Here is a 21,644-nt window from a genome sequence, read left to right as displayed (position 1 = left end):
CGGCAACCACTCAGAGCTCACAACAATAAGGACCCCACCATGCCCACTGAACTGCCCGTTGGTACCAAAGTGACCGTCACCGTCCCCGCCTCGTCCGCCAATCTCGGGCCCGGCTTCGATACGCTTGGCCTCGCCCTCGCCCTCTACGACACCGTGGAAGTCGAAGTGATTTCTTCCGGTCTTGAAGTCGAAGTCTTCGGCGAAGGCCACGGCGAACTCCCACTCGACGGCTCCCACCTGGTGGTCAAGGCACTTCGCGCCGGCCTGAAAGCCTGCGACGCTATCGCGCCGGGGTTGCGGGTGGTGTGCCATAATGTGATTCCGCAGTCCCGGGGTTTGGGTTCGTCGGCAGCTGCGGCGGTGGCTGGGGTGGCAGCAGCCAATGGACTGTGCGGTTTTCCACTCGATGATGCACAAGTGGTGCAGCTTTCGTCCGCGTTTGAGGGGCACCCGGATAATGCCGCCGCCTCTGTATTGGGGGGTGCGGTGGTGTCGTGGACGGAGATTCCCGTCGATGGTCGGACGGAACCGCAGTACAAGGCGGTAGGAATCCCAGTTCACCCGAATATTCTTGCAACCGCGTTGGTGCCGAATTTTCACGCCTCCACCGAGGCGGTGCGGCGGGTGCTGCCGTCGGATGTGACCCACTTGGATGCCCGGTTTAATGTGTCCCGCTGTGCGGTGATGACGGTGGCGTTGCAACACCACCCGGAATTATTGTGGGAGGGCACTCGGGACCGGCTGCACCAACCCTACCGGGCGGATGTGTTGCCAATCACTGCTGAATGGGTGAATCGGTTGCGGAATCGCGGCTATGCTGCATATTTATCCGGTGCGGGCCCCACCGTCATGGTGTTATCGACCGAACCTATTGATGAGGCCATTTTGGGTGAGGCGCGGGAGGCCGGGTTGACTGTGCATCATCTCGATGTGGCGGAACCAGTGAAGGTGGTTGTGAACAAATGATAAAGAAAATACTTGTGGCCGTGGTGGTTATAGTGGTGCTGCTGATAGGCCTTGTGGTGTGGGCGTTCAGCGGCCGTGACCCATTGCAGCAATATTTGAGTCAGCGGGCGGAGAAAACCTCGCTCACCCTTGAGTCGGTGTTTAACACCAATGCCAATACTTATTTATTGGTATGCCCGGGGGCTGATAAACAGAAACTGAACCGGTATGTGAGTGGAGATATAGAGCCGCCGAAGGAAGGCTCGAATACTCTCGTGACAGTGACTCAGGGTAAAGGGACAGCTTATGAATATAAGCGGGATGCCATTGATTTCTGCGTCAATGCTTCAGATCCTATCCGGGTTGCCCATGGCAGTATGGTTTTGAATTTCACTCAGCCAGATCAATCTTCCCGGTGGGTGCTCGATAACGGTTAAAAACCCTGGTTATTGATTGTAGGCTGTTTGGCCGGCGGTTAATGGAAGCTGGTTACGCATTATTCATCGACCGCTCAGGTTTTTCTGAGTATGTGCTGTCAGCCCTAATTCATGCAACATTTATTTGCTTGTCGACGCCTAGTCAGGTGGAGTGCGATCATCGCGTAGCGATCCCCCCGTGCCTAACAGCCAGAGCCAAAACCCCAGCGCGATGACCGCTAGGGACATGGCGGTGCGATCGAAGGACTCGGTTTGGGCATGGGTGGCATGGATAATAGCGATCCGTGGGAACATCCACATGCTCATCGTCAGCGTCGCCATGATCCAAAAACCGATAAATGGCACCTTAGCCTGCAAAAATGGTGGTTGATCTTTGGGGTATACAAGGAAGACAAAGCCGAGAAGCAGCAGGGGGAAGGTCGTGAAATACATTATGAAACTTTCCAGCAGCGGCCATGCGATTTTTTCTGCCCCCGACATGGCGCCAAACCGCAGCATGATCCCTAATGGCACCATGAAGGATAATCCCATCCATGACAGGATGCTGGGAATTCGTTCGTCTCGTGGCGCTGTTTTCCCTGTCCTGCTTCCTATGGGCCAGGGGCAAATACCGGATTGCTGCGTACGAGGTGGCGGGGGAGTATCCTGTGTTTCTGCGTCGGTGCGTGACCGCGTCTGCATGCCGATGACAAGGATCCTGGCATAGCATGCGGCGGCAATGATGAAGAACACGCCGGCTACCAAGAGATACGTTACTTCTCGGTCGCCCCCTATGTGCCTATTGACCAGGGATGTGAGCGGGTTAGGGTAATCACGGGCTGCGTCACCATCATCCATAAGCCACACCTCTAGGGTGACAATGATCCAGATGAGGATGGTGGGGATGCGGATTTGCCGCCAGATGTGTGGGGTGTGCTTTGGAAAGATGCACAACCCTAGGGACGCTGCCATGAGGATTGGGACATGCACGAGGGACATGAAGCCCAGATAAAACGTCGCAAAGCCTACAAGCTTCGTGGTGACTCGGAGTGCTATCCCAAGCTGGTAGGAGCAGAACGCGGAGATAACCCAGTAGATAATTAGTAGGTTTCGGGAGGCCGATGTGACGTCACGAGTAGTCATGATGGTGATTCCTATCATCTGAGGGTGGGGGACGATAGGTGCGCATGCGCCGATTCATCATGGTGATTCTTGTGGGCACAGGCGGCCGCATCCCCGTGCCTTCATGCTAGCCGAAAAACCGCTAAAACATGGTCTGACCACTGACTTTAGCGAAAGTTAACCGGTGAACATCTCACTGTTTATCGTTGATCGATTCATCTTCGTCGACCTCCGAAATCGACACCATGCACTTACCGTCGGCTAGGAGCGGCTGTAGGTCAATGTGCAGTGGGGAGAGGTCTTTATGGTGTTGCATCATGCCCTGATGCACATCGCACACGAAATCTTTCAGCTCTCCATCCTTGCTCACAAATGGGCAGGAATGCATGCACACGTCGACCCGCTTCTTGCGGGAGTTCGTGGTGGTGGGAATGACTTCCGGGTCGAAACCCATATCCCGCAGGTGCTTGCACAGGGCATCCACCGCCTCTTGGATATTGGCGGAGCTGAACCCCTCGTCGATAAGCCGCGCCCCGGCCTCCCGCCCAATCTGCTGCGCTAATTGCTTGGCATGGCTGCCGGCGCTGTCTTCCAGGTGCTGGGCCATGATATTAATCAAGGCCAGGTATTGGTCGGCGATAGTTTTATTATTTGGGATCCGTAGCTTATAGATTAACTGTGGGCGACCCCGGCCGGTGGTGGGTGCTGCAACCGCAAAGACCGCCTCCATGGCCACCAACTCCTCCAAATGCCCACGGGCGGTGTTAGTATGCATGCCAAGAGCTTTGGCTATCTCACCCACCTTGGCGCCATTGGGAAACTCATCGAGGGCATCGAGTACTGCGCGCTGTTTAGGGCTGAGTCGCAGCGACTCGGGAAACAGCTCAGTCACTGGGCGAGGGCGGGGCGGATGGATCATAAGCGGGGTGATGGCTTTCCTGGCAATGGTACGGCTGGGAGCAAAACAAGGTTGATAGCGGAATATCTATGTGGCGTGATTGTCCAGTTACTTCACAGACCATACACAATTTCTAAAAGTGGCGCCAATAAACTATAGCGCCACTAATAAGTTAGGAAACCTTACGATTTTAATATCCGCCATAATAACGGCAGCGGATAGATAAAATCATGCTGCTGACCACAGCGAAGCCTGGAACACACTGAACCTACATGTGACACACATGATTATTTTGGTTGTTCGGCTCCGCCATTATGGTGCATGATTTTCCGGTAATGTGATGGCTTATACTGTGACGGGCTCCTCAATTTCCCGAGCCAGTTTCGGGGTTGCCTTGTGCATCAAGCGATACACCGTCAGATGCATCCATGCGAAGGAAATCGCTACCAACACAAAGATGCAGAAGAACGTGGAGCTGGGGAAACCAGACCAGGTTTTGGTGTATGCGAAAAGCGGCGGCAGGATAAAACCACCCAGGCCACCGAGCATGCCTACCAGGCCGCCCACGGACCCCACATTGTCCGGGAAATAGTCGGGTATATGCTTATAGACGGCGGCCTTACCGAAACCCATGGCGCAGCCCAAAATAAACACAAGGAGCACGAAGAACGGCAACGAAATCTCATAGAACATGAGATCGGATTCACTGCCATCCGGGTGATAAATGGTGATATGACCATCGGGCATGGTGAGAATCCCACTGGCAACCAGCATGATCCCAAAGGTGGCATACATGACCCTTCGCGCACCCCACCGATCCGACATCCAGCCGCCCAAGGGCCGCAACAGGGATGCCGGGAAAATATAGGTGGCCGTCAACAGGCCTGCGGTGGTGAGACTCACATCAAAATTATCCACGTAATATTTTGGCAACCAGGCGGAAAGCGCCACATAGGCGCCGAAGACGGTCACATAATAGAGTGAGAACCGCCAGACGCGAATGTGTCGTAGCGGTTGCAGCATTTCCGAAATTGGCTTGGATGTACCCGGCGCCCGGTCATCCTTGGGCACGATGATGAGGGTGAGAATGCCCACGATAATAAGGAGCACGGCGTAGATGACAGGAATGAGTCGCCACCCACCCTGAATACCAAAAGCGTAGGTAGCGCCGGCGGTGGCGGCGATCAGTGGTGGGCCAATAAACTTCGTGACTGACGCGCCCACATTGCCGGCGCCGAAAATCCCCAATGCCAGGCCTTGACGCTCCTTCCCGAACCAGGCAGAGTTCCAGGCCGTCCCCACAGAGAAAAGGTTACCGGCGAAACCAACAAGGAAAGCAAGTGCTAGTACCGTGATGTAGCTATTGGCCTGGGAAACCAGGAATGCTGGGATGGCGGTGAGGAAGAGCACTACAATGGTGATCTTGCGGCCACCAATGCGGTCGGTGAGGATACCGGCCGGTAGTCGCCACATGGAGCCATTCAACACTGCTAGCGCGGAAATCCACGATAGTTGTTCATCGGTGAGCGCTAGTTCCTTTTGAATGGGAACGCCAAGAATACCGAACATGAGCCATACGGCAAACATGAGGGTAAACGCTATAGACGACATGGTAAGGACACGGCCGGCGCCCTTCCCAGTGTCGTGAATGGGAGGGACTTCTATCAGCATGAGACCTCTCAATCGAAACGGTGCAGATAAAGAAAAACTGGCGGTGTGTTATCAGTGGTCATCGGTGATTTTTCTCCGAATCGAGTGACCCTGAATGGCCGGATTTTATCTTACCGTTCTCTGCAGCAAAAATTCGCAAATTGCAGGCACCAATATCACTGGGTTTTATCACCATATGGTGGGGAATCACCGATGTCTGTGGCGGTTACGTGTTCATTGATGACCGTCACATGACAGAGGACATCACCATGATGCGGCGTGAGTGTGAAACCCCGTCCGTCGGGGCCCTTTCGGGCGGCAAGCATACCCATGTGAATGTCACATACGGTGGCGGGAGTGTCCTTGTCCGGGTGCAGAAATGGGCAGGACCGTAATTCAATGATCGGGCGGCAAGCATGGTCGGGGTGGCTTGTGGCGGTCCCATCTGACGCTTCTGCCGTCCCTGGTGCCTCAGAATGAGGCACATTCGACTGTTCAACTGGTGGCGCGGCCAGTTGGGTGTCTGCCAGGTTGTGCGGCTCCTCGACGGGGACCGGGTCGAAACCCATTTGGGCCAGCCGAACCAAGAGTTCTGATTCGTCGCATGGCTCCGTGGATATTTCCCTCGCCCAGGTACGGCCAATATCGTAGGCGACAGCCCGCGGGTCGTCGGTGGTTTCCAATAAATATTGGGCAAAAACCCGCACCAAGGTGATGTATTCCAAGGCGATAGCACGGTTATCCGGCACCCGCGAATAATAGACGAGGGCGGGACGGCCGCGGCTCCCCACGTTGGGCGCCTCGGCGCGGATGGCCTCCTGGGCGAGTAATTCATCGAGATGCCCACGCAACGTATTGACAGTGGTGCCCATGATCGTGGCGATTCTAGCGGCGGTGATGCCCCGCGGATGCTCGTGAATGACATCGAGAACTGTACGTTGTTTGGCGCTAAGTTTGAGCGATTCCACAAAAAGGTTCGAAACCGCATCGGGGACAGTCATAATATTCACCTACAAGCGTCACATTTTTCATTTGGGCTATCTAGGAAATTATAGTTGTGGAAAAATCATAACGTTGAGCGCCTTCGCAGAAATAATAACCTCGGAACCCACATCAAGGTGCAGATCCGTCACGGATTGCGCTGTTACCAGGCATAACACCGGGGTGCCGCCCACGTCGACGATGACGTTGGTGCCCACGCCGGAATTATAATGAGCCTCGATGCTGGTAATCCGTCCAGGCCAATGGTTCCGCGCCGATTCTTCGCTCACCTGTTCGGGCAGTTGCAGTGTGAGCGATAACGGTTCGACGACCGCGATCGCCTGGTCGCCCTCACACAGCGGCCCGTCGGGAATCCCCGTGACAGTGATAGGGCTGGGGTGGTCGACGTCATCAAGATGCAGGGTGACAAACTCCTTACCGGTGGTGTGCACGGTTCCCATGAGCCGATTCCGTCCGGTAAAAGTGGCCACGAACGGGTTCGGGGGAATGCGGAAAATCGTGGAAGCGTCGTCGTGCGCGGTCACCTCGCCCCGGTCGAGCACCGCAATGTTCTTACTTATCGACGCCACTTCGAGGGGATCGTGGCTCACCAAGATGGTGGTGCGCCCCGGGGTGATGGCCCGCAGCAGGGTGCGCCACCGGTGGGCGGCCGCGCTATCCACGGCCGCCAGCGGCTCATCCAGCAGCAGGACGGCAGGCCTGGCCGCCAACCCCCGGACCAACGCCACCTGGGCGGCCTGCCCGCCGGAGAGCCTGTCACAGCGGACCCCCGCCAATTCCTGCAGGCCGGATGCCGCAAGGAGCCGCCGGCTGCGGTCCGAATCCCTCGTGACCATGGTGAGCGCCTGGGCCACAGTGGCAAATGGCGGCAGCCCAGGCTGCTGGGTGACCACCACCACGCCCCGCCGGTGGGGCGGGAGCGCGCTCACATCTGCATCACCCAAAACCACCTGCCCGCCGGTGAGGCGGCCGCCGATTCGGCCCAAGAGCGTGGTTTTGCCGGACCCATTTGGTCCCACCAGGGCGGTCACCTGACCGGAGCGGAAGGTGACGCCGTTGATGGTGATGTCCGGCGCCGGGTGGGTGGGGGCACAAAGGTCACGCAGCGCGTCAGTGTCGAGGTCCGTGATGGTGCGGGCCACCGGTTTGGGAATGCGTCGCATAGCGAAAATACCCGTGGACAGGAGCACCAGGAGCGCCAAAAGAATCAGGATTGCCGCAAGATTATAGGCATCGGTGGGGTCGGTTTCCCGAGCCAGATAAATGCCAATCGGCATGGTGCGGGTCGTGCCCGGCAGCGAACCAGCGAAAGTGAGGGTGGTGCCGAACTCGCCGAGGGAGCGAACAAACGCCAGGCCGGTGCCAGTCACGATCGCAGATCTCAGGGTGGGCAGCGTGATCCGCCACAACACCTGCCACGGGGACATGCCAATGCCCGCGGCCGAGTCGAACACCTCCCGGTCGATCTGGCGTAGCGCCGCATCCACCGTGATGACCACAAAGGGCAGTGCGATAAATATGTGCGCCACCACCACGCCGGCGAACGCGAACGCGAATTGCAACTCAAGAGCGTTGAGGATGGGGGCAGTGATTCCCCGCCGCCCCAACAGTGCCGTGAGCGACAACCCGGCCACCACCGGCGGCATGGCCAACGGCAGGAGGATAAGGACGCGCACCAGTTGCGAGCCTCGACGCAATCGTTGCAGCATGATGGCCATGGGCACGCCAATGAGCACCGTGATGATCGTGGCGTACAGCGCCGACCGCAGGGTGATGTCTAGTAGCGTTTGGGTGGCTGGCTCCAGCAGCGTGTTGCCCAGAGTGTCCCAGGAGACGCGGGTTGCCAGGGCTGCCAAAGGTAGGAGTAAAAACGCGCACCCGAAAAACGCCAACACCGCTAGCACACCCGGGATGGTGATGGGGCGTGCTAGCGGTGCGGAAGAGTGCGGAAAACTCCTAAGAGGCTGACTCAAAACCGTGGGTCTTCCACAATTCGGCAACCTTCTGCGACTTCAGCAGGTCAACGAGCTGCTTGGCACCTTCCTGCTGAGTGGAGGACTTCACCACTGCGGCCAGAATCTTATTGCGGTGCTTCTGAGCGTTCGGGATTTCAATGGTGGTCACCGCATCGCCGGCGGCTGCGGCATCAGTGGCGTACACGAAGCCGGCGTCGGCCTCACCCGAGGTTACCTTGCCCAACACGTTGGACACGGAGGTCTCCAGGGATGCGGGCTCCACCTCAACCTTATTTTCCTTCAGCACCTGGTCAGCCACGTTACCGCAGGGAACATCCAGGTCGCAGGTGACCACCGTGGCGGAGTTCTTGGTCTTCACGAAATCGTCCCAAGACTTAATTTTCTTTGGGTTATCCTTCGGAACTACCAACACCATGGAGTTCGTAGCCAACGTTACGGGGGTGTCAACCAGGCCGCCATCCACGGCTTTCTGCATGTTCTTCTCGTCAGCGGCGACCAGCACGTCCGCCGGACCACCATCTTCGATCTGTTGCACCAAGGAAGGGGAACCATCATTGTTGAACGTTATCTTGGTGTCTGCCAACTCCGGCAGTGCCTGGAGTTCGTCGTTGATCACCCGGGTGGAGGCGGCGGCAAACAGGGTGAGGGAGGGGGCGGAAACCTTGGTCACGTCACCGCTGGCCTGGGCGGACTTGCTTGCAGCAGCTGATTTGCTGGCTGCGGCCGAGCGGCTGGCTGCCGCCTTAGCGTGCCGCGACGATGTGCTCGATTGCGCACAGCTAGTTAAAAGTGCAACGCAAGATACGGCTGCGGTGACGGCAACGAAGAATTTCTTCATGATCGTGAGAGGTCCTTTCTTGACCAGGTAGAAGATCAGAATTTTTCCATGGCAATATGCCCGAGGCTCCCCGGGAATAACCCCACATGAGGGGAGCTGTATCGGTTCAATTACCCATAATACGGGGGTAGCAGGTGGAAGTTAAGCTGTTATGCAGGTTGTTATTAATCTGGAATTAAGCCTTAATCCCACCTGAAATTTCCCTCGATACGGTTTCTGAAACTATGCTCCTGACCAGCGGGCTTCCTCCGCAGGCTGGTGCTTATTGGTGCGCACCGGCTCCCATGCGGTGTGCTGCCGGGTCGGTTGGGTACGGATATCCCGGGACCGGTACACCACATAGGGGCGGGTCACATATCCCACCGGCGCGGAGAGCGCGTGCACTAGTCGGGTTGCTGGCCACACCGCCAGCAGCAGGAACCCGGAGAAAACATGCAGCTTGAACTGCCACGGGACTTCCTCCATCAGCTCCGGCATGGGGTTGAGGATAAACAGTTCCCGCAGCCACGGGGAGATCGTTTCCCGATAGTCATAGCCATGCGGACCGCCAAACACCTGGGTGGACACGGTGGCGATAAACCCGGACATGATGGCCAGGGTGAGCAGCAGGTACATGACCTTATCGGACCGAGAAGTGTGCATCCGCACCGTGCGGTTGACAAACCTTCGGTAAATGAGTCCGATCAGCCCGAGGACCGCGGCGATGCCGGCAATCGTGCCGGGGATCGTGGCAACCAGGTGGTACGTATGATCGTCCAACCCAACGGCCCGGGTGAATTCCTTCGGGAACGCCAAACCCATGAGATGCCCAACGAAGACAAACAGCATGCCGTAGTGGAAAAGCGGCGACGAGAGGCGTAGCAGTTTCGACTCGTAAATTTGTGAGGAGTGGGTGGTCCAGCCGAACTGGTCGGTGCGCCACCGCCAGACGACGCCGACGACGCAGGCGACGACAGCCAACCAGGGGAAGGCGACCCACAAGAAAATTTGCAGTGAGCTCATGATTAGTCCTTCAAGGTATCCGGCCTAATAGCCGGGTTGTGAGGTGGGGAAGGGGAGCGGCGATTCGATTCCCACCACTTCAGCGGGTGGGCCGCTGCGGATAAGTTCTAAAAAGTTCTCCCGGGTAGCATCGTCAATCGGCGGCAGTGCCGCGCAGATCGCCGTGACAATGCCGGCGTACGGTGACCCGGCGTGCTCCAGTGCGGTGCGGAGCACCTCGATGCCGTCCCGGTGTGCGGAAAGCATGCCGCAGGCCATGCTGTGCGACTGGTCGTCGGCCAAGGCGGCGGCCTCTAACACCACGCACAGGTGGTCCGGCAGTTCGTCGCGCTGCATGGTGAAACTCATGGATTCCAGCGCTTCCTTAAACGCCCAGATCGCCGCCCCACGCTGTCGGGTGTCTCCCACCGCGTAATAGGTGAGGAAGAGCGAGCAGCGGCGGCGTTGGTCGAAAGTGCTCACATAGTGTTCCTCCAAACCCCGCTGCCCCTGTTGATAGGCGAACGCGAAGAATGGTTGCAGGAGCTTTTCGACGCCTGCCGGCAGCGTTGCCGCCTGCTCGTGCACCACCCGGAGTTTGTGCTCCCACCCGTCATCCGGGTAGTCCAACAGCACGGACGCCATCATAAACAGGGCCCGACGCTGCGCTTCCGACATGGCGATTGGCTCGGTGGGGGCGGGGATCACTCCAGTGTGGCTGCGGTCTCCGGGTTTCATGATGATGCGGTCTCCGATGAGGCTGAGCTTGACTTCGGGAACATGGAGCGCGGCACCTCGCCCGGCGTCCACGACGCCAGGCTGATCGTCCCGCTGCCACCCCCGGCACCCACACCGGCGTGGCAGGCCTCGGGGGCGCCCTCGCCCAGGCCGTGGAATTCGGCCACGGTGGCCGAGGGATCCACCCCATTAAACGACGGCAGGGACGCAATGCCCCGCGGCGTCTCCGGGGAGGCGGTGGGGATCACATACCGGTCATCGTATTTAGCGATGGCCAACAGGCGATGCATGCTGCGCATGTCCTCGCCGGTCATGCCCACGGCCTGGGCGATTTCCTCCTGTGGCTCGTTGCCCAAGTTAATATCCCGCATGTAGGAGCGCATGGCGGCCAGCCGCCGCAGCACCTTCTCCACCGGCACCGGGTCGCCAGCGGTGAACAAGCCGGCCAGGTAATCCAAAGGGATGCGCATGTTCGAAATCGCCGACAGGAGAATCTTATGGTCCTCCCCATCGTTACCGGTGCTGGTCACCGCCTCAACAATGGGGGACAGCGGCGGAATGTACCACACCATGGGCAGGGTCCGGTACTCCGGGTGCAGCGGCACCGCCACCTCATATTTGAAGATGAGATCCCAAATCGGGGAGTTTTGGGCGGCATCAATCCACGAGTGCGGAATGTTTTCCGCCTCGGCCGCAGCCACCACCCGCGGGTCGTGCGGGTTGAGAATCAGATCCTTTTGGGCCTGGAAGAGCGCGTGCTCATCCTTGGTGGCGGCCGCCTCGGCCACCTTGTCGGCGTCGTAAAGCACCACACCCAAATACCGCAGCCGGCCCACGCAGGTTTCCGAACACACGGTCGGCTGGCCCACTTCGAGGCGTGGGTAGCATAAGGTGCACTTTTCCGCCTTGCCGGTCTTGTGGTTGAAATACACCTTCTTGTAGGGGCAGCCGGACACGCACATGCGCCACCCGCGGCACCGGTCCTGATCCACGAGCACAATGCCGTCCTCGGTGCGCTTATACATGGCCCCCGACGGGCACGATGACACGCAGGTGGGGTTCAAACAGTGCTCGCAAATGCGGGGCAGGTAGAACATGAAGCTGTCCTCAATCTGCTTCTTCACCTGCGTGTTCATGGTTTTCAGCACCGGGTCGTCATCCATGGTGGCGCCACTGCCACCCAGGTTATCGTCCCAGTTGGAAGACCACGAGATCGTATCGATGGGTTTGCCATCCAGCTGCGACACCGGTCGGGCCGTGGGCTGGGTTTTCTGCCCCGCCGGCGCCGAAAGCACCTTTTCGTACTCGTAGGTCCACGGCTCGTAATAGTCTTCGATGGTGGGCAGATTCGGGTTGTGGAAAATGGTGGCGAGCTTCTTTAACCGGCCACCGGACCGGGGGATGAGCTTCCCGGACTTGGTGAGCGTCCACCCACCCTTCCACTTGTCCTGGTCTTCCCAACCATAGGGGTAGCCCACACCGGGGCGGGTTTCCACATTATTGAACCAAATGTATTCCGTGCCTTCACGGTTGGTCCACGCCTGCTTACAGGTCACCGAGCAGGTGTGACAGCCGATGCACTTGTCCAGGTTCATAATCATTGCGATTTGAGCCATGACTTTCATGAGTAACGAACCTCCTGGGAACGCCGCCGAATGCGGGTGACCTCGTCCCGGTTGTTACCGGTTGGGCCGATGTAGTTGAAACCATAGGTGAGATGCCCATAACCACCGGCAACGTGGATGGGCTTAATCATGATGCGGGTGAGGGAGTTATGGGTGCCGCCGCGCCGCCCGGTGAACTCGTTGATGGGGGTGCCGGCGGTGCGCTCTTGGGCGTGATTCATAAACACCGTGCCCTCGGGGATACGGTGGGACACAATGGCCCGCGCCGACACCACACCATTGCGGTTATATGCTTCGATCCATTCGTTGTCCTTGACCCCGATCTTTTCGGCATCCTTGTCGGACATCCAGATCACCTGGCCGCCGCGGGAAATGGAAAGCACATGCAGGTTGTCGTAGTACTGTGAGTGGATTGACCACTTATTATGCGTGGTCAAATACCGTACGGTTACCTCTGGGTTGCCGTTTTCGCCTTGCAGGGTCAACCCCGGGGCGTGTTCCCCATTGATATGGAAATGGTCGAACGGCGGCCGGAACATGGGCAACGACTCGCCATAGTCCATGAACCAGTCGTGATCCAGGTAGTAGTGCATGCGGCCGGACAGCGTGTTAAACGGCCGGTTGTATTCAACATTGAGCGAGAATGCGGTATAGCGCCGCCCGCCCTTCTTCACACCAGTCCACTCGGGTGAGGTGATGACTTCGGCGGGACGCTCCTTAATCATGTCCCAGTTGATGCGAACGCCCGCAACGTCGTCGACAAGCTCTAGCAGCTTCTCGTTGCCGGTGCGTTTCGCCTGGTTGGTGAACCCATTGACCGCAACCTCACCGTTGGACACGCCCGACATGCGCAAAATCATGTCGATCGCCTTCGTTGCCGTATCCAGGTTTGGCCGCATCCCGGCGGACTCCGTCATGGACTCCCCATTGATGCTCCGCAGCTCCTCCACCTGCTTTTCGACGTTAAACGGTGTGCCGTGCACCCCTGTGCCCAGCTTCGCCGACAGCGGACCGAGGTGCATCCACTTCTCATACACCTTCGTGTAATCCCGATCCACCGGCACCAGCTTCGCCATGGTTTTACCCGGGATCAGCCCGGTCTCATCCAGGTTCGGCACGATACCGTTCGGCATGTTCAACTCGTCCGGGGAGTCATGCCCCAGCGGTGCGGCCACCACATCCTGTTGGGCGCCCAGCCACGCGACGGCCAACTCCGACAGCTTCGCCGACAGGTCCCGGAATACCTCAAAATCGGTGCGGGCCTCCCACGGCGGATTAATCGCCGCATTGAATGAGTGCAGGTAGGGGTGCATGTCCGTCGACGACATGTCGTGCTTCTCGTACCAGGTTGCTGCGGGCAGCACAATGTCCGAGCTCAACGTTGTCGACGTGTTACGGAAATCCGTGGTGAGCATCAAATCCAGCTTGCCCTGGGGCGCCTCGTCACGCCACTTGATCGACTCCGGGCGCTCCTCCGGCTTGATCTCGTCCGTCGTCGCATCGGAATCAATGCCGAGCATGTGGCGGAGGAAAAACTCCGTACCCTTCGCCGACGACCCCAATAGGTTCGTACGCCAGTTCAATAAAATCCGGGGATAGTTGACCGGATTATCCGGGTCTTCGCAGGCAAAATGCAAATTACCATTCGTCAACTCATCCACAATGTATTCTGCAACCGGAACACCCTTGTCCTTTGCTTCCTGCGTAATGACCAATGGGTTACGGTCGAACTGCGGGTAGCTTGGCATCCAGCCCCGCTTCATGGCCTCAATCAGGGTATCCGCCGTGGACTTATTCCCCACGGTGCCGCGATTCGCCAACGGGCTGGCCATGCGGGCAGCCTTCGTATTGTCATACCGCCACTGGTCCGTGGTGAGGTAATAGAACCCGGTGGTAATCATTTGCCGCGGCGGCCGCGACCAGTCCGTGGCAAACGCATACTGCGCCCACCCGTTCATGGCCCGCAACTTCTCCTGGCCTACATAGTGGGCCCAACCGCCGCCATTCACCCCCTGGGTGCCGCACATGCTGGTCAACGCCAGGAACGTCCGGTAGGTGGAGTCCGCGTGGAAATAGTGGTTCACGCCCGCACCCATGATGATCTGCGAACGACCCTTCGAATCAATGGCGTTGCGAGCGAACTCCGTGGCGATACGGATGGCCTGTGCCGCCGGCACCCCGGTCAGCTCTTCCTGCCAGGCTGGCGTGCCCACCTCGTCGGGATCGTTGAAGTCCTTCGGCCAGGAGCCTGGCAGATTGAGCTCCTCCCGGTTCACCCCATAGTGCGCCAGCATCACGTCGAACACCGTGGTGACCAGGTGCCCATCGTAGTGCATGATCGGCACGCCACGGTGCACGATCCCCGCCCCCACGGAGCCTTCCTTATTACCCTTATAGTCCGCCAGGTCGAACCGCGGCAAGAGCAATTCCACGGATTCCTCCGCCCCGGCTTCAGCCACCGACATGATCGGATCCACATTATCCAGGTTCAGGTTCCACTTGCCCACACCCTCTTCACCGTAGCGGTCAGCCAGGGTGCCGCCCGGGTCCACAATCGTGCCGTCCTTCTGCATCATCAGCAGCCGGTGGGTGGCATTGGGACTGTTCTTCAGCGCCGGGTCGGAGACATTCGACGCGGTGAGGAACTTGCCTGGGGTGTAGGTGCCATCGCCCCGATCATCCAAAGTGATGAGGAACGGGGCGTCCGTGAACCGCCGCATATAGTCCAGGAAGAACGGTTCCTTCTCGCCCACATGGAATTTCGATAAGATCACATGCCCCATGGCCATGGCCAACGCCCCATCAGTGCCGGGAGCCAGGCGGCACCACTCGTCGGCAAACTTGGTGTTGTCCGCAAAGTCCGGGGACACCACCACAACCTTCGTGCCACTGTAGCGAGACTCCGCCATGAAGTGGGCGTCCGGGGTACGGGTCACCGGAATGTTCGAACCCCACATAATCAGGTATGAGGAGTTAAACCAGTCACCGGATTCCGGCACGTCAGTTTGGTCGCCGAATGTTTGTGGCGATGCCGGCGGCAGGTCCGCGTACCAGTCATAGAAGGATAGGGCCACGCCCCCGATGAGCTGTAGGAACCTTGTGCCCGCACCGTAGGAAACCTGCGACATGGCGGGAATCACGGTGAACCCGGCGATGCGGTCCGGACCGTATTGGCGCAGCGTGTACACGTGTGCCGCCGCCGCCATTTCGATGGCCTCATCATAGGGGATCCGAATCAGCCCGCCCTTGCCGCGCTGCGACACGTAGGCGTTGCGTTTCTTCGGGTCCTCCACAATGTCCCGCCAAGCCAGCACCGGGTCGCCCAGACGCTTTTTGGCCTCCCGGAACATGTCCACCAGCACGCCACGGGCGTAGGGGTGCCGAATCCGGGTGGGGGAGTAGGTGTACCAGGAGAACGATGCGCCGCGGGGGCAGCCGCGGGGCTCATAATCGGGCATGTCCGGGCCGGTCGTGGGGTAATCCACCGCCTGTGACTCCCAGGTGATGACGCCGTCTTTGACGTACACCTTCCAGGAGCACGAGCCGGTGCAGTTCACGCCGTGGGTGGATCGCACTACTTTGTCGAACGCCCAACGATCCCGGTAAAACACATCCGCCTGCCGGCCACCCTGAAGGAAAATCTGCTGACCTTCCTTACCGGTGGTGCCGCGGCGCACAAAACTACCGAGTTTAAATAAGGGATTGACGTTGTCCGTGCGTGGTGAGTCAGTCATTGTCACGGTACGTTGACCTTTCTGTTATAACGACTATGAAGTTAAAAGCTGGTTATCGTCAGCGTGCCGGCCGGGAACCGGCCAGCACTGGGCTGTAAGTGGCTTGCTGAAATAACCAGAGATTAACCGGGGAATGGCGCACCGGGCCGGGCGTAATAAATCCAGGTCAGTGCGGTAGCGAAGGCGAAGAACACGACGCAACCCCAGAAGAATGTGGTGGGGGCCATGGCAGAGAGCAGCACGCCGACAATGAACGGGCCGAAAGCGGCGATCGCACTGGTCCAGCCGATCACGCCGCCTGCTTGTCGACGGGGGAGAATCATGGGCATTTGCTTGAATGTGCCCGCGTTCCCTATGCCGGTAAAGAAGAACATGATGAGCATGGCGGCCAAGAACCAGTTGAACTCATTCGGGTCGGACGGCTTGAGGAACAGTGCGGCAATGGCGGTAAAGACCGTCATGCCCACCCCGGAAATAAACGTCCAGATCGCCCCACCAAACTTGTCACATAATGGACCCCAGGCGGCCCGAACTAGTGCCGAAATCAGTGGGCCTAAGAACGCGTAGGCTGCGCCGCGGGGAAGATTAATGTACTCATCCTTGAACGGGGAATCCACACCGAAAGTATTGTTAATCAGCAGGGCAAGCTGGGCGGCAAACCCGGAAAACGCACCAAAGGTCATGAGGTAAATAATGGTCAGAATCCAGGTGTTTTTATTGCCAAAGATGTCGATTTGTTGCCGGAAATTCGCCTTAATAGGCACGTCCTTGAGCATGATCCAGCCGACAATACCCAAGACAATAGCCCACGGGATGAGGACCGCGGCAACGGAATGCACCCACACCAGCCCTTCGCTGGTTTTCTGGGGGGCGAAGGCACCCAAACCCAAAAGGCTGACGCCCATAATCATGGGCGCAACCAATTGGATAAAGGAAACACCGAAGTTACCGATACCGGCCTGGATACCCAGGGCGGTGCCGGCCATGCGTTTGGGGAAGAAATACCCGGTAGAGGGCATGAATCCGGAGAACACGCCGCCGCCGATACCGCCGATGAACGAAAGGACCATGAACCACCAGAACGGGGTACTGGTGTCTTGCACGGCCATGAACCATCCCAGCATGGGGATGACAAACAGGAAAGAAGAAATGGAAACAAGTTTCCGGGTGCCAACGATAGGTGGCAAGAACATGAAGATGAGACGGAAAAGCCCGCCGGAAAGCCCAGAGATTGAGGCGATCCAATATAACTGCCCCTTGGAGAAATGAAAACCAATGCGATTCAGCATGGGGGCGATGGCTGACACAAGGTACCACGTGGCGAACGCCAAGAATAAGATCGCGGTGGTGATGATCAAGGTTTGCCAGGCTATTTTTTTGTCCCAGTTTTCTGGGGTTTCGGGATCCCAGCCCTGAATAACCTTCCCAGATGTATCAAGGGAAGTCATGTAACGCTCCTTGTAGGTGGTTGTAGGGTGTTCTTATCAAAACTCAAATAGTGATGAAGGGGGATATATCATGGCTTGTGAATGGGGGTAAAACACGAAGATGTCATGTGACGCTTCGTCTTTTCTGTAGATTTTACCGTGTAAAAGCTAGAAAGTCTGGTTTTTCGGTAATTTCTTCATGGTAAAATTTGGGTCATTCAACCACAATGATATTTTTCTACTATCATGGGCCTATTAAGGGCAAAAAACTCGTTAAGCAGGGCTCATGAAATGTAGAATTGCTCAAATATTATAGAAAGTAACAGGAGTGCAGCAATGCATAGTGCGTTCATTTTGGTGTCCGACCGTGTATCAAACGGCGAAAAGCAAGATAAGATCACCCCTATTGTGGGGGAAAGGTTGGCGGCAGCCGGCGCGCCGGTAGCAAGTGCCGTAACTATTCCCGAAGGCTTTGATACGGTCTCTGAGGCGATTCGCCAAGCCCTGGCCGATGGGGCCCGCGTGATCCTCACCGCTGGCGGAACCGGGCTTAAACCCCGGAACCGCACGCCAGAGGCGGCCCTGGAATTTATCGACACCCGACTGGAGGGCCTCGAACGTCACATCCTGGTCCAGGGTCTGCAATCCACCAAGCTCGCCGGCCTTTCCCGCGGCTATGTTGGCCTCACCAGCCGAAACGCCGACGCCGCCCTCATTATCAACGCCCCCAGCTCCGTCGGCGGAGTCACTGACGTTCTGGACGTCATCTGCCCCCTCTTGGATAACGTATGGGAAAGCCTGGCTCGATAGGTTTTACTCCGATTGCGTAAAATTAGCAAAGAGGTTTTAGCTATTAACCGCCGGCGAAGGGCGGCAATACATCCACCCGCTCGGCCGCACTAATCGCGGTATCCATATTGGCGTGCCGGCCATCCACTAAAAAACTACACCGGGACAACACCTGGGCCAACGACAACCCCGAATCCGTCGTGCCCGCGCCCGGCAGGCGCCCCAACTCGTCGACAAGCTCGGCAAGTGTCGCGGCCGTAGTGGTAATGCGTTCGTGCGCCAACCCGCGGGCCGCCCGTGCCGCAGCGAAATAATGAATATCCATGGCACTTATTATGCACCACCATATGCGCAACCTTGGTGTATAACTAATCTTCGCACCAACCACTCACAACTGAAGAAAGACAACCATCATGGGCAAACACGACCACCCCGCCGACCACAACGACTACGACGACTACCACAACCAGGCCGCCGCGCCGCGCCGGGGGCTGGTCATTGTGGCATCCACCCGCGCGGCCCAAGGCGTCTACGAAGACGAGTCGGGAAAAACGCTGGCCACATGGCTGACCAGCCGGAGCTTCGACACCCCGGAACCCGTGATCGTGGCGGACGCCGACATCCCCAACCATTTCGCACAACTGTTCGGTGATATTGCGTCGTTGCCGCAGGTTGTACTCACTACCGGCGGCACGGGCCTCAGCGACGACGATAGAACCGTGGACGAACTCGCCAAATACCTCACCAAGCAATTGCCCGGCATTGCCATGCAATTCTGGCAGACCGGGCTGCACGCCACTCCGCTCGCCGTGTGCTCCCGGGCCATTGCCGGTACGGTGGGGCGCACGTTCGTGATGGCGCTGCCTGGCTCCGTGTCCGCCTGCCGGGACGGCATTAAAGTGCTCGACCCCATCATTGATTCGCTCGTTGGAATGCTGGAAGGAACCCATGTCCATTAACGCCTCACCGGATCCCGATTACGTTGCCGCCCACACGGGTGTGGTCATCGACGCCATCATTACCGAAACACCCCTCGAAGACCTGGCGGCCTCGGCCCGGCCCCAGGTCAGCACTGATGCCATGGGGGCGGTCGTCACCTTCGATGGGGTAGTGCGCAACCATGATGGCGGTCAGCAGGTGCGCCGCCTCACCTACACCGCGCACCCCACCGCGGCCGACGCCATTCGGGAGGCCGCAATGAAAATAATTCGAAAACACGAGCGAGCTAGGGTGTGGGTTGCGCACCGGGTGGGGCCGCTGGCCATCGGGGACGTCGCCTTTGTCGTGATTGCCGCCGCCGCCCACCGCCAGGACGCCTTCGCCGCCGCCGCAGACCTGGCTGACCTGGTGAAAGCCACCGTGCCGCTGTGGAAAGAACAGGAGCTAACGGATGGCAGCATCCAGTGGGTGGGTGTGGATTAAATGCCGACCTCGCACGGGAATGCCCGGTATGCTCGCCAGCTCAGCCTCCCCGGTTTCGGGCCGGAACAGCAGCAACGGCTTGCCGACGCGCACGTGTGCTGTGTCGGCGCTGGCGGCCTAGGCTCCCCAGCCCTGCTCTACCTGGCCGCCGCCGGAGTGGGCACCATCACCATCATCGACGACGACACCGTGGACGTGAGCAATCTGCACCGCCAAGTCATTCACACCACCAGTCAGGTGGGCCGCCCCAAGGTGGAATCCGCCCGCCAGGTGCTGGCCGACCTGAACCCCGAGGTGCGCATTCGTACTCACAATGGCCGGCTCACCTGGGAGGAATCCGAGCGCCTGTTCGCCGGCGTGGATGTGGTGGTTGATGGCACCGACACCACCGACATTCGCTACGTGATCTCCGCCCGCTGCGCCCGGCTGGGGATTCCCCACGTGTGGGCGTCCATTCTCGGATACGAGGCGCAACTCTCCGTGTTCCACGCAGGTCATGGGCCCATCTACGAGGATGCGTTCCCCACCCCGCCGCTCCCCGGCGCCGTGCCGTCCTGCGCCCACGCCGGGGTGCTTGGGCCCATCGTGGGGGTGGTGGGCAGCGCCATGGCCATGGAAACCCTGAAACTCATCGCCGGCATCGGCGACCCCCTGCGCGGCACCATCGGCTACTATGATGGGCTTTCCGGCAGGTGGGAGTACATTCCCCTCGTCGCTGACCCCGATGTTGCCGCCCGCGTCGTCGCCGAACCGCCCCGCCACAGCCTGCGGGTGCCCATCACCGACACGCCCACCGGGGTGCTTATCGACGTGCGGGAGGCGGACGAATACCGGCGCGGCACCCTGCCGGGGGCGATCAATGTTCCCCTTTCGGACCTGGAGGCCGGCTGCACGGCCGGGGTTCCCGACGGGGCGGTCCTCTTCTGCCAGTCCGGGGTGCGGTCCCAGCGCGCGTGGAGCATTCTCACCGATGCCGGCGTCACCGGACTATTGAGTCTCGCCGGCGGGTACGATCGGCACGGCCGGGGGTAGGTTTTGGAGTTCCTCGGGGGTGTCATAGTCCCGTTCAATTCCGCCTGTGGGGGTGATGGTGACGATGTTTGCCCCCCGCAGGAGTCGCTTCAGCGGTGCCTTGGTGAAATCGCCCACCCGTGCTAATGCCGCATGGAGGGCGGCGAGCCGCCACAACACTCCCAGGGGTTGAATATAGCCGTCTGCCAGCACCGCCACCGCATCCGTTTGTGGGCCGGCCTGCCGGAGGGCGTCGGCAAGCTGCGGAATGAGGAGCGGCGAATCCGGGGCGTCCACCGCCAGCACCGTCACGAGTGAGATTGTGGGATGAGTGTGCGCAATCCACGCAACACCGGTGGCCACGCCCGCCACCGGGCCCGAATGCGGCGGATCCTCGCACACCACCGGGCAGGAAACCCCCAGTGCGGCCGGGCTGACCACCACCGGCAGCACCCGCGGGGGCAGTTGGCGTAGCAGCCGGTCAATCAGGCGCTCCCCATGCGCCACCACCTGCGCCTTGTCGCGGCCCATGCGGGTGCTCCGGCCGCCCGCCAACACGATGGCGGCAAGTTTCGGCGCTGCCTTCTCCATTGGTTAGGGCAGCTCCCGGGACCAGTCGCCCGACCGGCCCCCCGATTTCGCCGTGATGCCGCAGCGGCGAATCACCGCCGACCGGTCCACCCCCTTGACCATGTCGATGACCGTCAGCGCGGCCACCGTCACCGCGGTCAGCGCCTCCATTTCCACGCCGGTGCGATCCGCTGTGGTGACCGTGGCGCTAATAGTCACATGGTCCTTGCAAATCTCCAGGTCAACCTGGCAGCCGTGCACCCCGATGGTGTGCGCCAATGGCAGCAGGTCCGGCACTTTTTTCGCTGCGGCAATGCCCGCCACCCGGGCCACCGCCAGCACGTCCCCCTTGGGGACCGTCCCATCTCGCAGCGCGGCCAGCACCTGGGGGGAACATGCCACCTCTCCGCGGGCGGTTGCCGTGCGCACTGTGGGCTGCTTCGCCGACACATCCACCATGTGGGCGGCACCGGATTCGGTCAAATGCGTAAACTTCATGA

20 protein-coding genes are annotated in these 21,644 nt (G+C 59.2%); 6 read left to right on the top strand and 14 right to left on the bottom strand.

Annotated elements, in window-relative coordinates:
• The first annotated feature begins 39 nt into the window (after nucleotides 1-39).
• Together thrB and HBA49_RS07285 are read left to right on the top strand one after the other, a co-directional pair.
• Nucleotides 40-966 carry a homoserine kinase gene (gene thrB / locus HBA49_RS07290; protein WP_005527061.1) on the top strand — a complete coding sequence of 309 codons (927 nt, stop codon included), beginning with the start codon at nucleotides 40-42 and terminating at the stop codon, nucleotides 964-966.
• Complete coding sequence (locus HBA49_RS07285; RefSeq protein WP_005527354.1) at nucleotides 963-1,382, top strand: hypothetical protein; 420 nt, start codon at nucleotides 963-965, stop codon at nucleotides 1,380-1,382. Before thrB ends, HBA49_RS07285 begins: the two co-directional genes overlap by 4 nt.
• A gap of 138 nt (nucleotides 1,383-1,520) precedes the next feature.
• Here HBA49_RS07285 and HBA49_RS07280 read toward each other — a convergent pair whose 3' ends face one another.
• From HBA49_RS07280 to HBA49_RS07230, 11 genes are all read right to left on the bottom strand, one after another.
• Nucleotides 1,521-2,504 carry a hypothetical protein gene (locus tag HBA49_RS07280; protein WP_005527546.1) on the bottom strand — a complete coding sequence of 328 codons (984 nt, stop codon included), beginning with the start codon at nucleotides 2,502-2,504 and terminating at the stop codon, nucleotides 1,521-1,523.
• Between the two features lie 172 nt (nucleotides 2,505-2,676).
• Nucleotides 2,677-3,402, bottom strand: a complete 726-nt coding sequence (locus HBA49_RS07275) for a helix-turn-helix transcriptional regulator (protein ID WP_040432243.1) — start codon at nucleotides 3,400-3,402, stop codon at nucleotides 2,677-2,679.
• 324 nt (nucleotides 3,403-3,726) lie between these two features.
• Nucleotides 3,727-5,052: an MFS transporter gene (locus HBA49_RS07270; protein ID WP_005527284.1), complete on the bottom strand. Its 1,326-nt coding sequence runs from the start codon at nucleotides 5,050-5,052 to the stop codon at nucleotides 3,727-3,729.
• A 155-nt stretch (nucleotides 5,053-5,207) separates the two neighbouring features.
• Nucleotides 5,208-6,032 (bottom strand): helix-turn-helix domain-containing protein, encoded by an 825-nt coding sequence (locus tag HBA49_RS07265; protein WP_005523277.1) that lies wholly within the window; start codon nucleotides 6,030-6,032, stop codon nucleotides 5,208-5,210.
• A gap of 48 nt (nucleotides 6,033-6,080) precedes the next feature.
• Nucleotides 6,081-8,006: a molybdate ABC transporter permease subunit gene (gene modB, locus HBA49_RS07260; RefSeq protein WP_225865995.1), complete on the bottom strand. Its 1,926-nt coding sequence runs from the start codon at nucleotides 8,004-8,006 to the stop codon at nucleotides 6,081-6,083.
• The gene (modA, locus tag HBA49_RS07255) at nucleotides 7,990-8,847 is read right to left on the bottom strand and encodes a molybdate ABC transporter substrate-binding protein (protein ID WP_005527070.1); all 858 of its coding nucleotides are present in this window, start codon (nucleotides 8,845-8,847) and stop codon (nucleotides 7,990-7,992) included. The genes modB and modA overlap by 17 nt, the downstream gene beginning before the upstream one ends.
• 222 nt (nucleotides 8,848-9,069) lie before the next feature.
• Nucleotides 9,070-9,849, bottom strand: a complete 780-nt coding sequence (gene narI, locus HBA49_RS07250) for a respiratory nitrate reductase subunit gamma (protein ID WP_005523272.1) — start codon at nucleotides 9,847-9,849, stop codon at nucleotides 9,070-9,072.
• A 24-nt stretch (nucleotides 9,850-9,873) separates the two neighbouring features.
• Entirely contained in the window at nucleotides 9,874-10,566 is a 693-nt protein-coding gene (gene narJ / locus HBA49_RS07245) for a nitrate reductase molybdenum cofactor assembly chaperone (protein ID WP_005527377.1), read from the bottom strand.
• On the bottom strand, nucleotides 10,563-12,191 hold the full coding sequence (narH, locus tag HBA49_RS07240) for a nitrate reductase subunit beta (RefSeq protein WP_005527134.1): 1,629 nt from the start codon (nucleotides 12,189-12,191) through the stop codon (nucleotides 10,563-10,565). The genes narJ and narH overlap by 4 nt, the downstream gene beginning before the upstream one ends.
• Complete coding sequence (locus HBA49_RS07235) at nucleotides 12,188-15,925, bottom strand: nitrate reductase subunit alpha (RefSeq protein WP_040432242.1); 3,738 nt, start codon at nucleotides 15,923-15,925, stop codon at nucleotides 12,188-12,190. The genes narH and HBA49_RS07235 overlap by 4 nt, the downstream gene beginning before the upstream one ends.
• 122 nt (nucleotides 15,926-16,047) lie before the next feature.
• A complete protein-coding gene (locus HBA49_RS07230) occupies nucleotides 16,048-17,373 on the bottom strand; it encodes an MFS transporter (RefSeq protein ID WP_005523264.1) in 1,326 nt (441 codons plus the stop codon).
• Between the two features lie 315 nt (nucleotides 17,374-17,688).
• Here HBA49_RS07230 and HBA49_RS07225 point away from each other — a divergent pair, with 315 nt between their 5' ends.
• Complete coding sequence (locus tag HBA49_RS07225) at nucleotides 17,689-18,162, top strand: molybdopterin-binding protein (protein ID WP_005523263.1); 474 nt, start codon at nucleotides 17,689-17,691, stop codon at nucleotides 18,160-18,162.
• 43 nt (nucleotides 18,163-18,205) lie between these two features.
• On the opposite strand, the gene HBA49_RS07220 is transcribed toward HBA49_RS07225, so the two are convergent.
• The gene (locus HBA49_RS07220) at nucleotides 18,206-18,466 is read right to left on the bottom strand and encodes a MoaD/ThiS family protein (protein ID WP_005527096.1); all 261 of its coding nucleotides are present in this window, start codon (nucleotides 18,464-18,466) and stop codon (nucleotides 18,206-18,208) included.
• Between the two features lie 88 nt (nucleotides 18,467-18,554).
• On the opposite strand from HBA49_RS07220, the gene HBA49_RS07215 reads away from it, so the two are divergent.
• The 3 genes from HBA49_RS07215 to HBA49_RS07205 are packed head-to-tail and all read left to right on the top strand — an operon-like array spanning nucleotide 18,555 to nucleotide 20,595.
• Nucleotides 18,555-19,100, top strand: coding sequence for a MogA/MoaB family molybdenum cofactor biosynthesis protein (locus HBA49_RS07215; RefSeq protein WP_005523261.1), 546 nt, complete (start codon nucleotides 18,555-18,557; stop codon nucleotides 19,098-19,100).
• Nucleotides 19,090-19,563 carry a molybdenum cofactor biosynthesis protein MoaE gene (locus tag HBA49_RS07210; RefSeq protein ID WP_005526966.1) on the top strand — a complete coding sequence of 158 codons (474 nt, stop codon included), beginning with the start codon at nucleotides 19,090-19,092 and terminating at the stop codon, nucleotides 19,561-19,563. Before HBA49_RS07215 ends, HBA49_RS07210 begins: the two co-directional genes overlap by 11 nt.
• Nucleotides 19,564-20,595, top strand: coding sequence for a ThiF family adenylyltransferase (locus HBA49_RS07205; protein WP_005527148.1), 1,032 nt, complete (start codon nucleotides 19,564-19,566; stop codon nucleotides 20,593-20,595).
• Here HBA49_RS07205 and mobA read toward each other — a convergent pair.
• Nucleotides 20,551-21,165, bottom strand: a complete 615-nt coding sequence (gene mobA / locus HBA49_RS07200; RefSeq protein WP_005527371.1) for a molybdenum cofactor guanylyltransferase — start codon at nucleotides 21,163-21,165, stop codon at nucleotides 20,551-20,553. The two genes, HBA49_RS07205 and mobA, sit on opposite strands and share 45 nt — an antisense overlap.
• A 3-nt stretch (nucleotides 21,166-21,168) precedes the next feature.
• On the bottom strand, nucleotides 21,169-21,642 hold the full coding sequence (gene moaC, locus HBA49_RS07195; RefSeq protein WP_005526940.1) for a cyclic pyranopterin monophosphate synthase MoaC: 474 nt from the start codon (nucleotides 21,640-21,642) through the stop codon (nucleotides 21,169-21,171).
• Nucleotides 21,643-21,644: the final 2 nt, after the last annotated feature.

Origin of the sequence: Corynebacterium matruchotii (assembly GCF_011612265.2) — a bacterium.
Classification (GTDB): Bacteria; Actinomycetota; Actinomycetes; order Mycobacteriales; family Mycobacteriaceae; genus Corynebacterium; species Corynebacterium matruchotii.
The sequence above is the reverse complement of the archived record's forward strand: the minus strand, read 5'-3'. Positions and strand labels throughout refer to the sequence as shown.

Bases quoted from the DNA above. Each gene is read 5' to 3' on its own strand.
- mobA (WP_005527371.1), bottom strand. From the start codon at position 21,165: ATGGAGAAGGCAGCGCCGAAACTTGCCGCCATCGTGTTGGCGGGCGGC.
- moaC (WP_005526940.1), bottom strand. From the start codon at position 21,642: ATGAAGTTTACGCATTTGACCGAATCCGGTGCCGCCCACATGGTGGAT.
- HBA49_RS07285 (WP_005527354.1), top strand. From the start codon at position 963: ATGATAAAGAAAATACTTGTGGCCGTGGTGGTTATAGTGGTGCTGCTG.
- narH (WP_005527134.1), bottom strand. From the start codon at position 12,191: ATGAAAGTCATGGCTCAAATCGCAATGATTATGAACCTGGACAAGTGC.
- HBA49_RS07210 (WP_005526966.1), top strand. From the start codon at position 19,090: ATGTCCATTAACGCCTCACCGGATCCCGATTACGTTGCCGCCCACACG.
- HBA49_RS07205 (WP_005527148.1), top strand. From the start codon at position 19,564: ATGCCGACCTCGCACGGGAATGCCCGGTATGCTCGCCAGCTCAGCCTC.
- HBA49_RS07270 (WP_005527284.1), bottom strand. From the start codon at position 5,052: ATGCTGATAGAAGTCCCTCCCATTCACGACACTGGGAAGGGCGCCGGC.
- HBA49_RS07220 (WP_005527096.1), bottom strand. From the start codon at position 18,466: ATGGATATTCATTATTTCGCTGCGGCACGGGCGGCCCGCGGGTTGGCG.
- HBA49_RS07230 (WP_005523264.1), bottom strand. From the start codon at position 17,373: ATGACTTCCCTTGATACATCTGGGAAGGTTATTCAGGGCTGGGATCCC.
- HBA49_RS07225 (WP_005523263.1), top strand. From the start codon at position 17,689: ATGCATAGTGCGTTCATTTTGGTGTCCGACCGTGTATCAAACGGCGAA.
- modA (WP_005527070.1), bottom strand. From the start codon at position 8,847: ATGAAGAAATTCTTCGTTGCCGTCACCGCAGCCGTATCTTGCGTTGCA.
- thrB (WP_005527061.1), top strand. From the start codon at position 40: ATGCCCACTGAACTGCCCGTTGGTACCAAAGTGACCGTCACCGTCCCC.
- HBA49_RS07265 (WP_005523277.1), bottom strand. From the start codon at position 6,032: ATGACTGTCCCCGATGCGGTTTCGAACCTTTTTGTGGAATCGCTCAAA.
- HBA49_RS07215 (WP_005523261.1), top strand. From the start codon at position 18,555: ATGGGCAAACACGACCACCCCGCCGACCACAACGACTACGACGACTAC.
- narI (WP_005523272.1), bottom strand. From the start codon at position 9,849: ATGAGCTCACTGCAAATTTTCTTGTGGGTCGCCTTCCCCTGGTTGGCT.
- HBA49_RS07280 (WP_005527546.1), bottom strand. From the start codon at position 2,504: ATGACTACTCGTGACGTCACATCGGCCTCCCGAAACCTACTAATTATC.
- HBA49_RS07275 (WP_040432243.1), bottom strand. From the start codon at position 3,402: ATGATCCATCCGCCCCGCCCTCGCCCAGTGACTGAGCTGTTTCCCGAG.
- narJ (WP_005527377.1), bottom strand. From the start codon at position 10,566: ATGAAACCCGGAGACCGCAGCCACACTGGAGTGATCCCCGCCCCCACC.
- HBA49_RS07235 (WP_040432242.1), bottom strand. From the start codon at position 15,925: ATGACTGACTCACCACGCACGGACAACGTCAATCCCTTATTTAAACTC.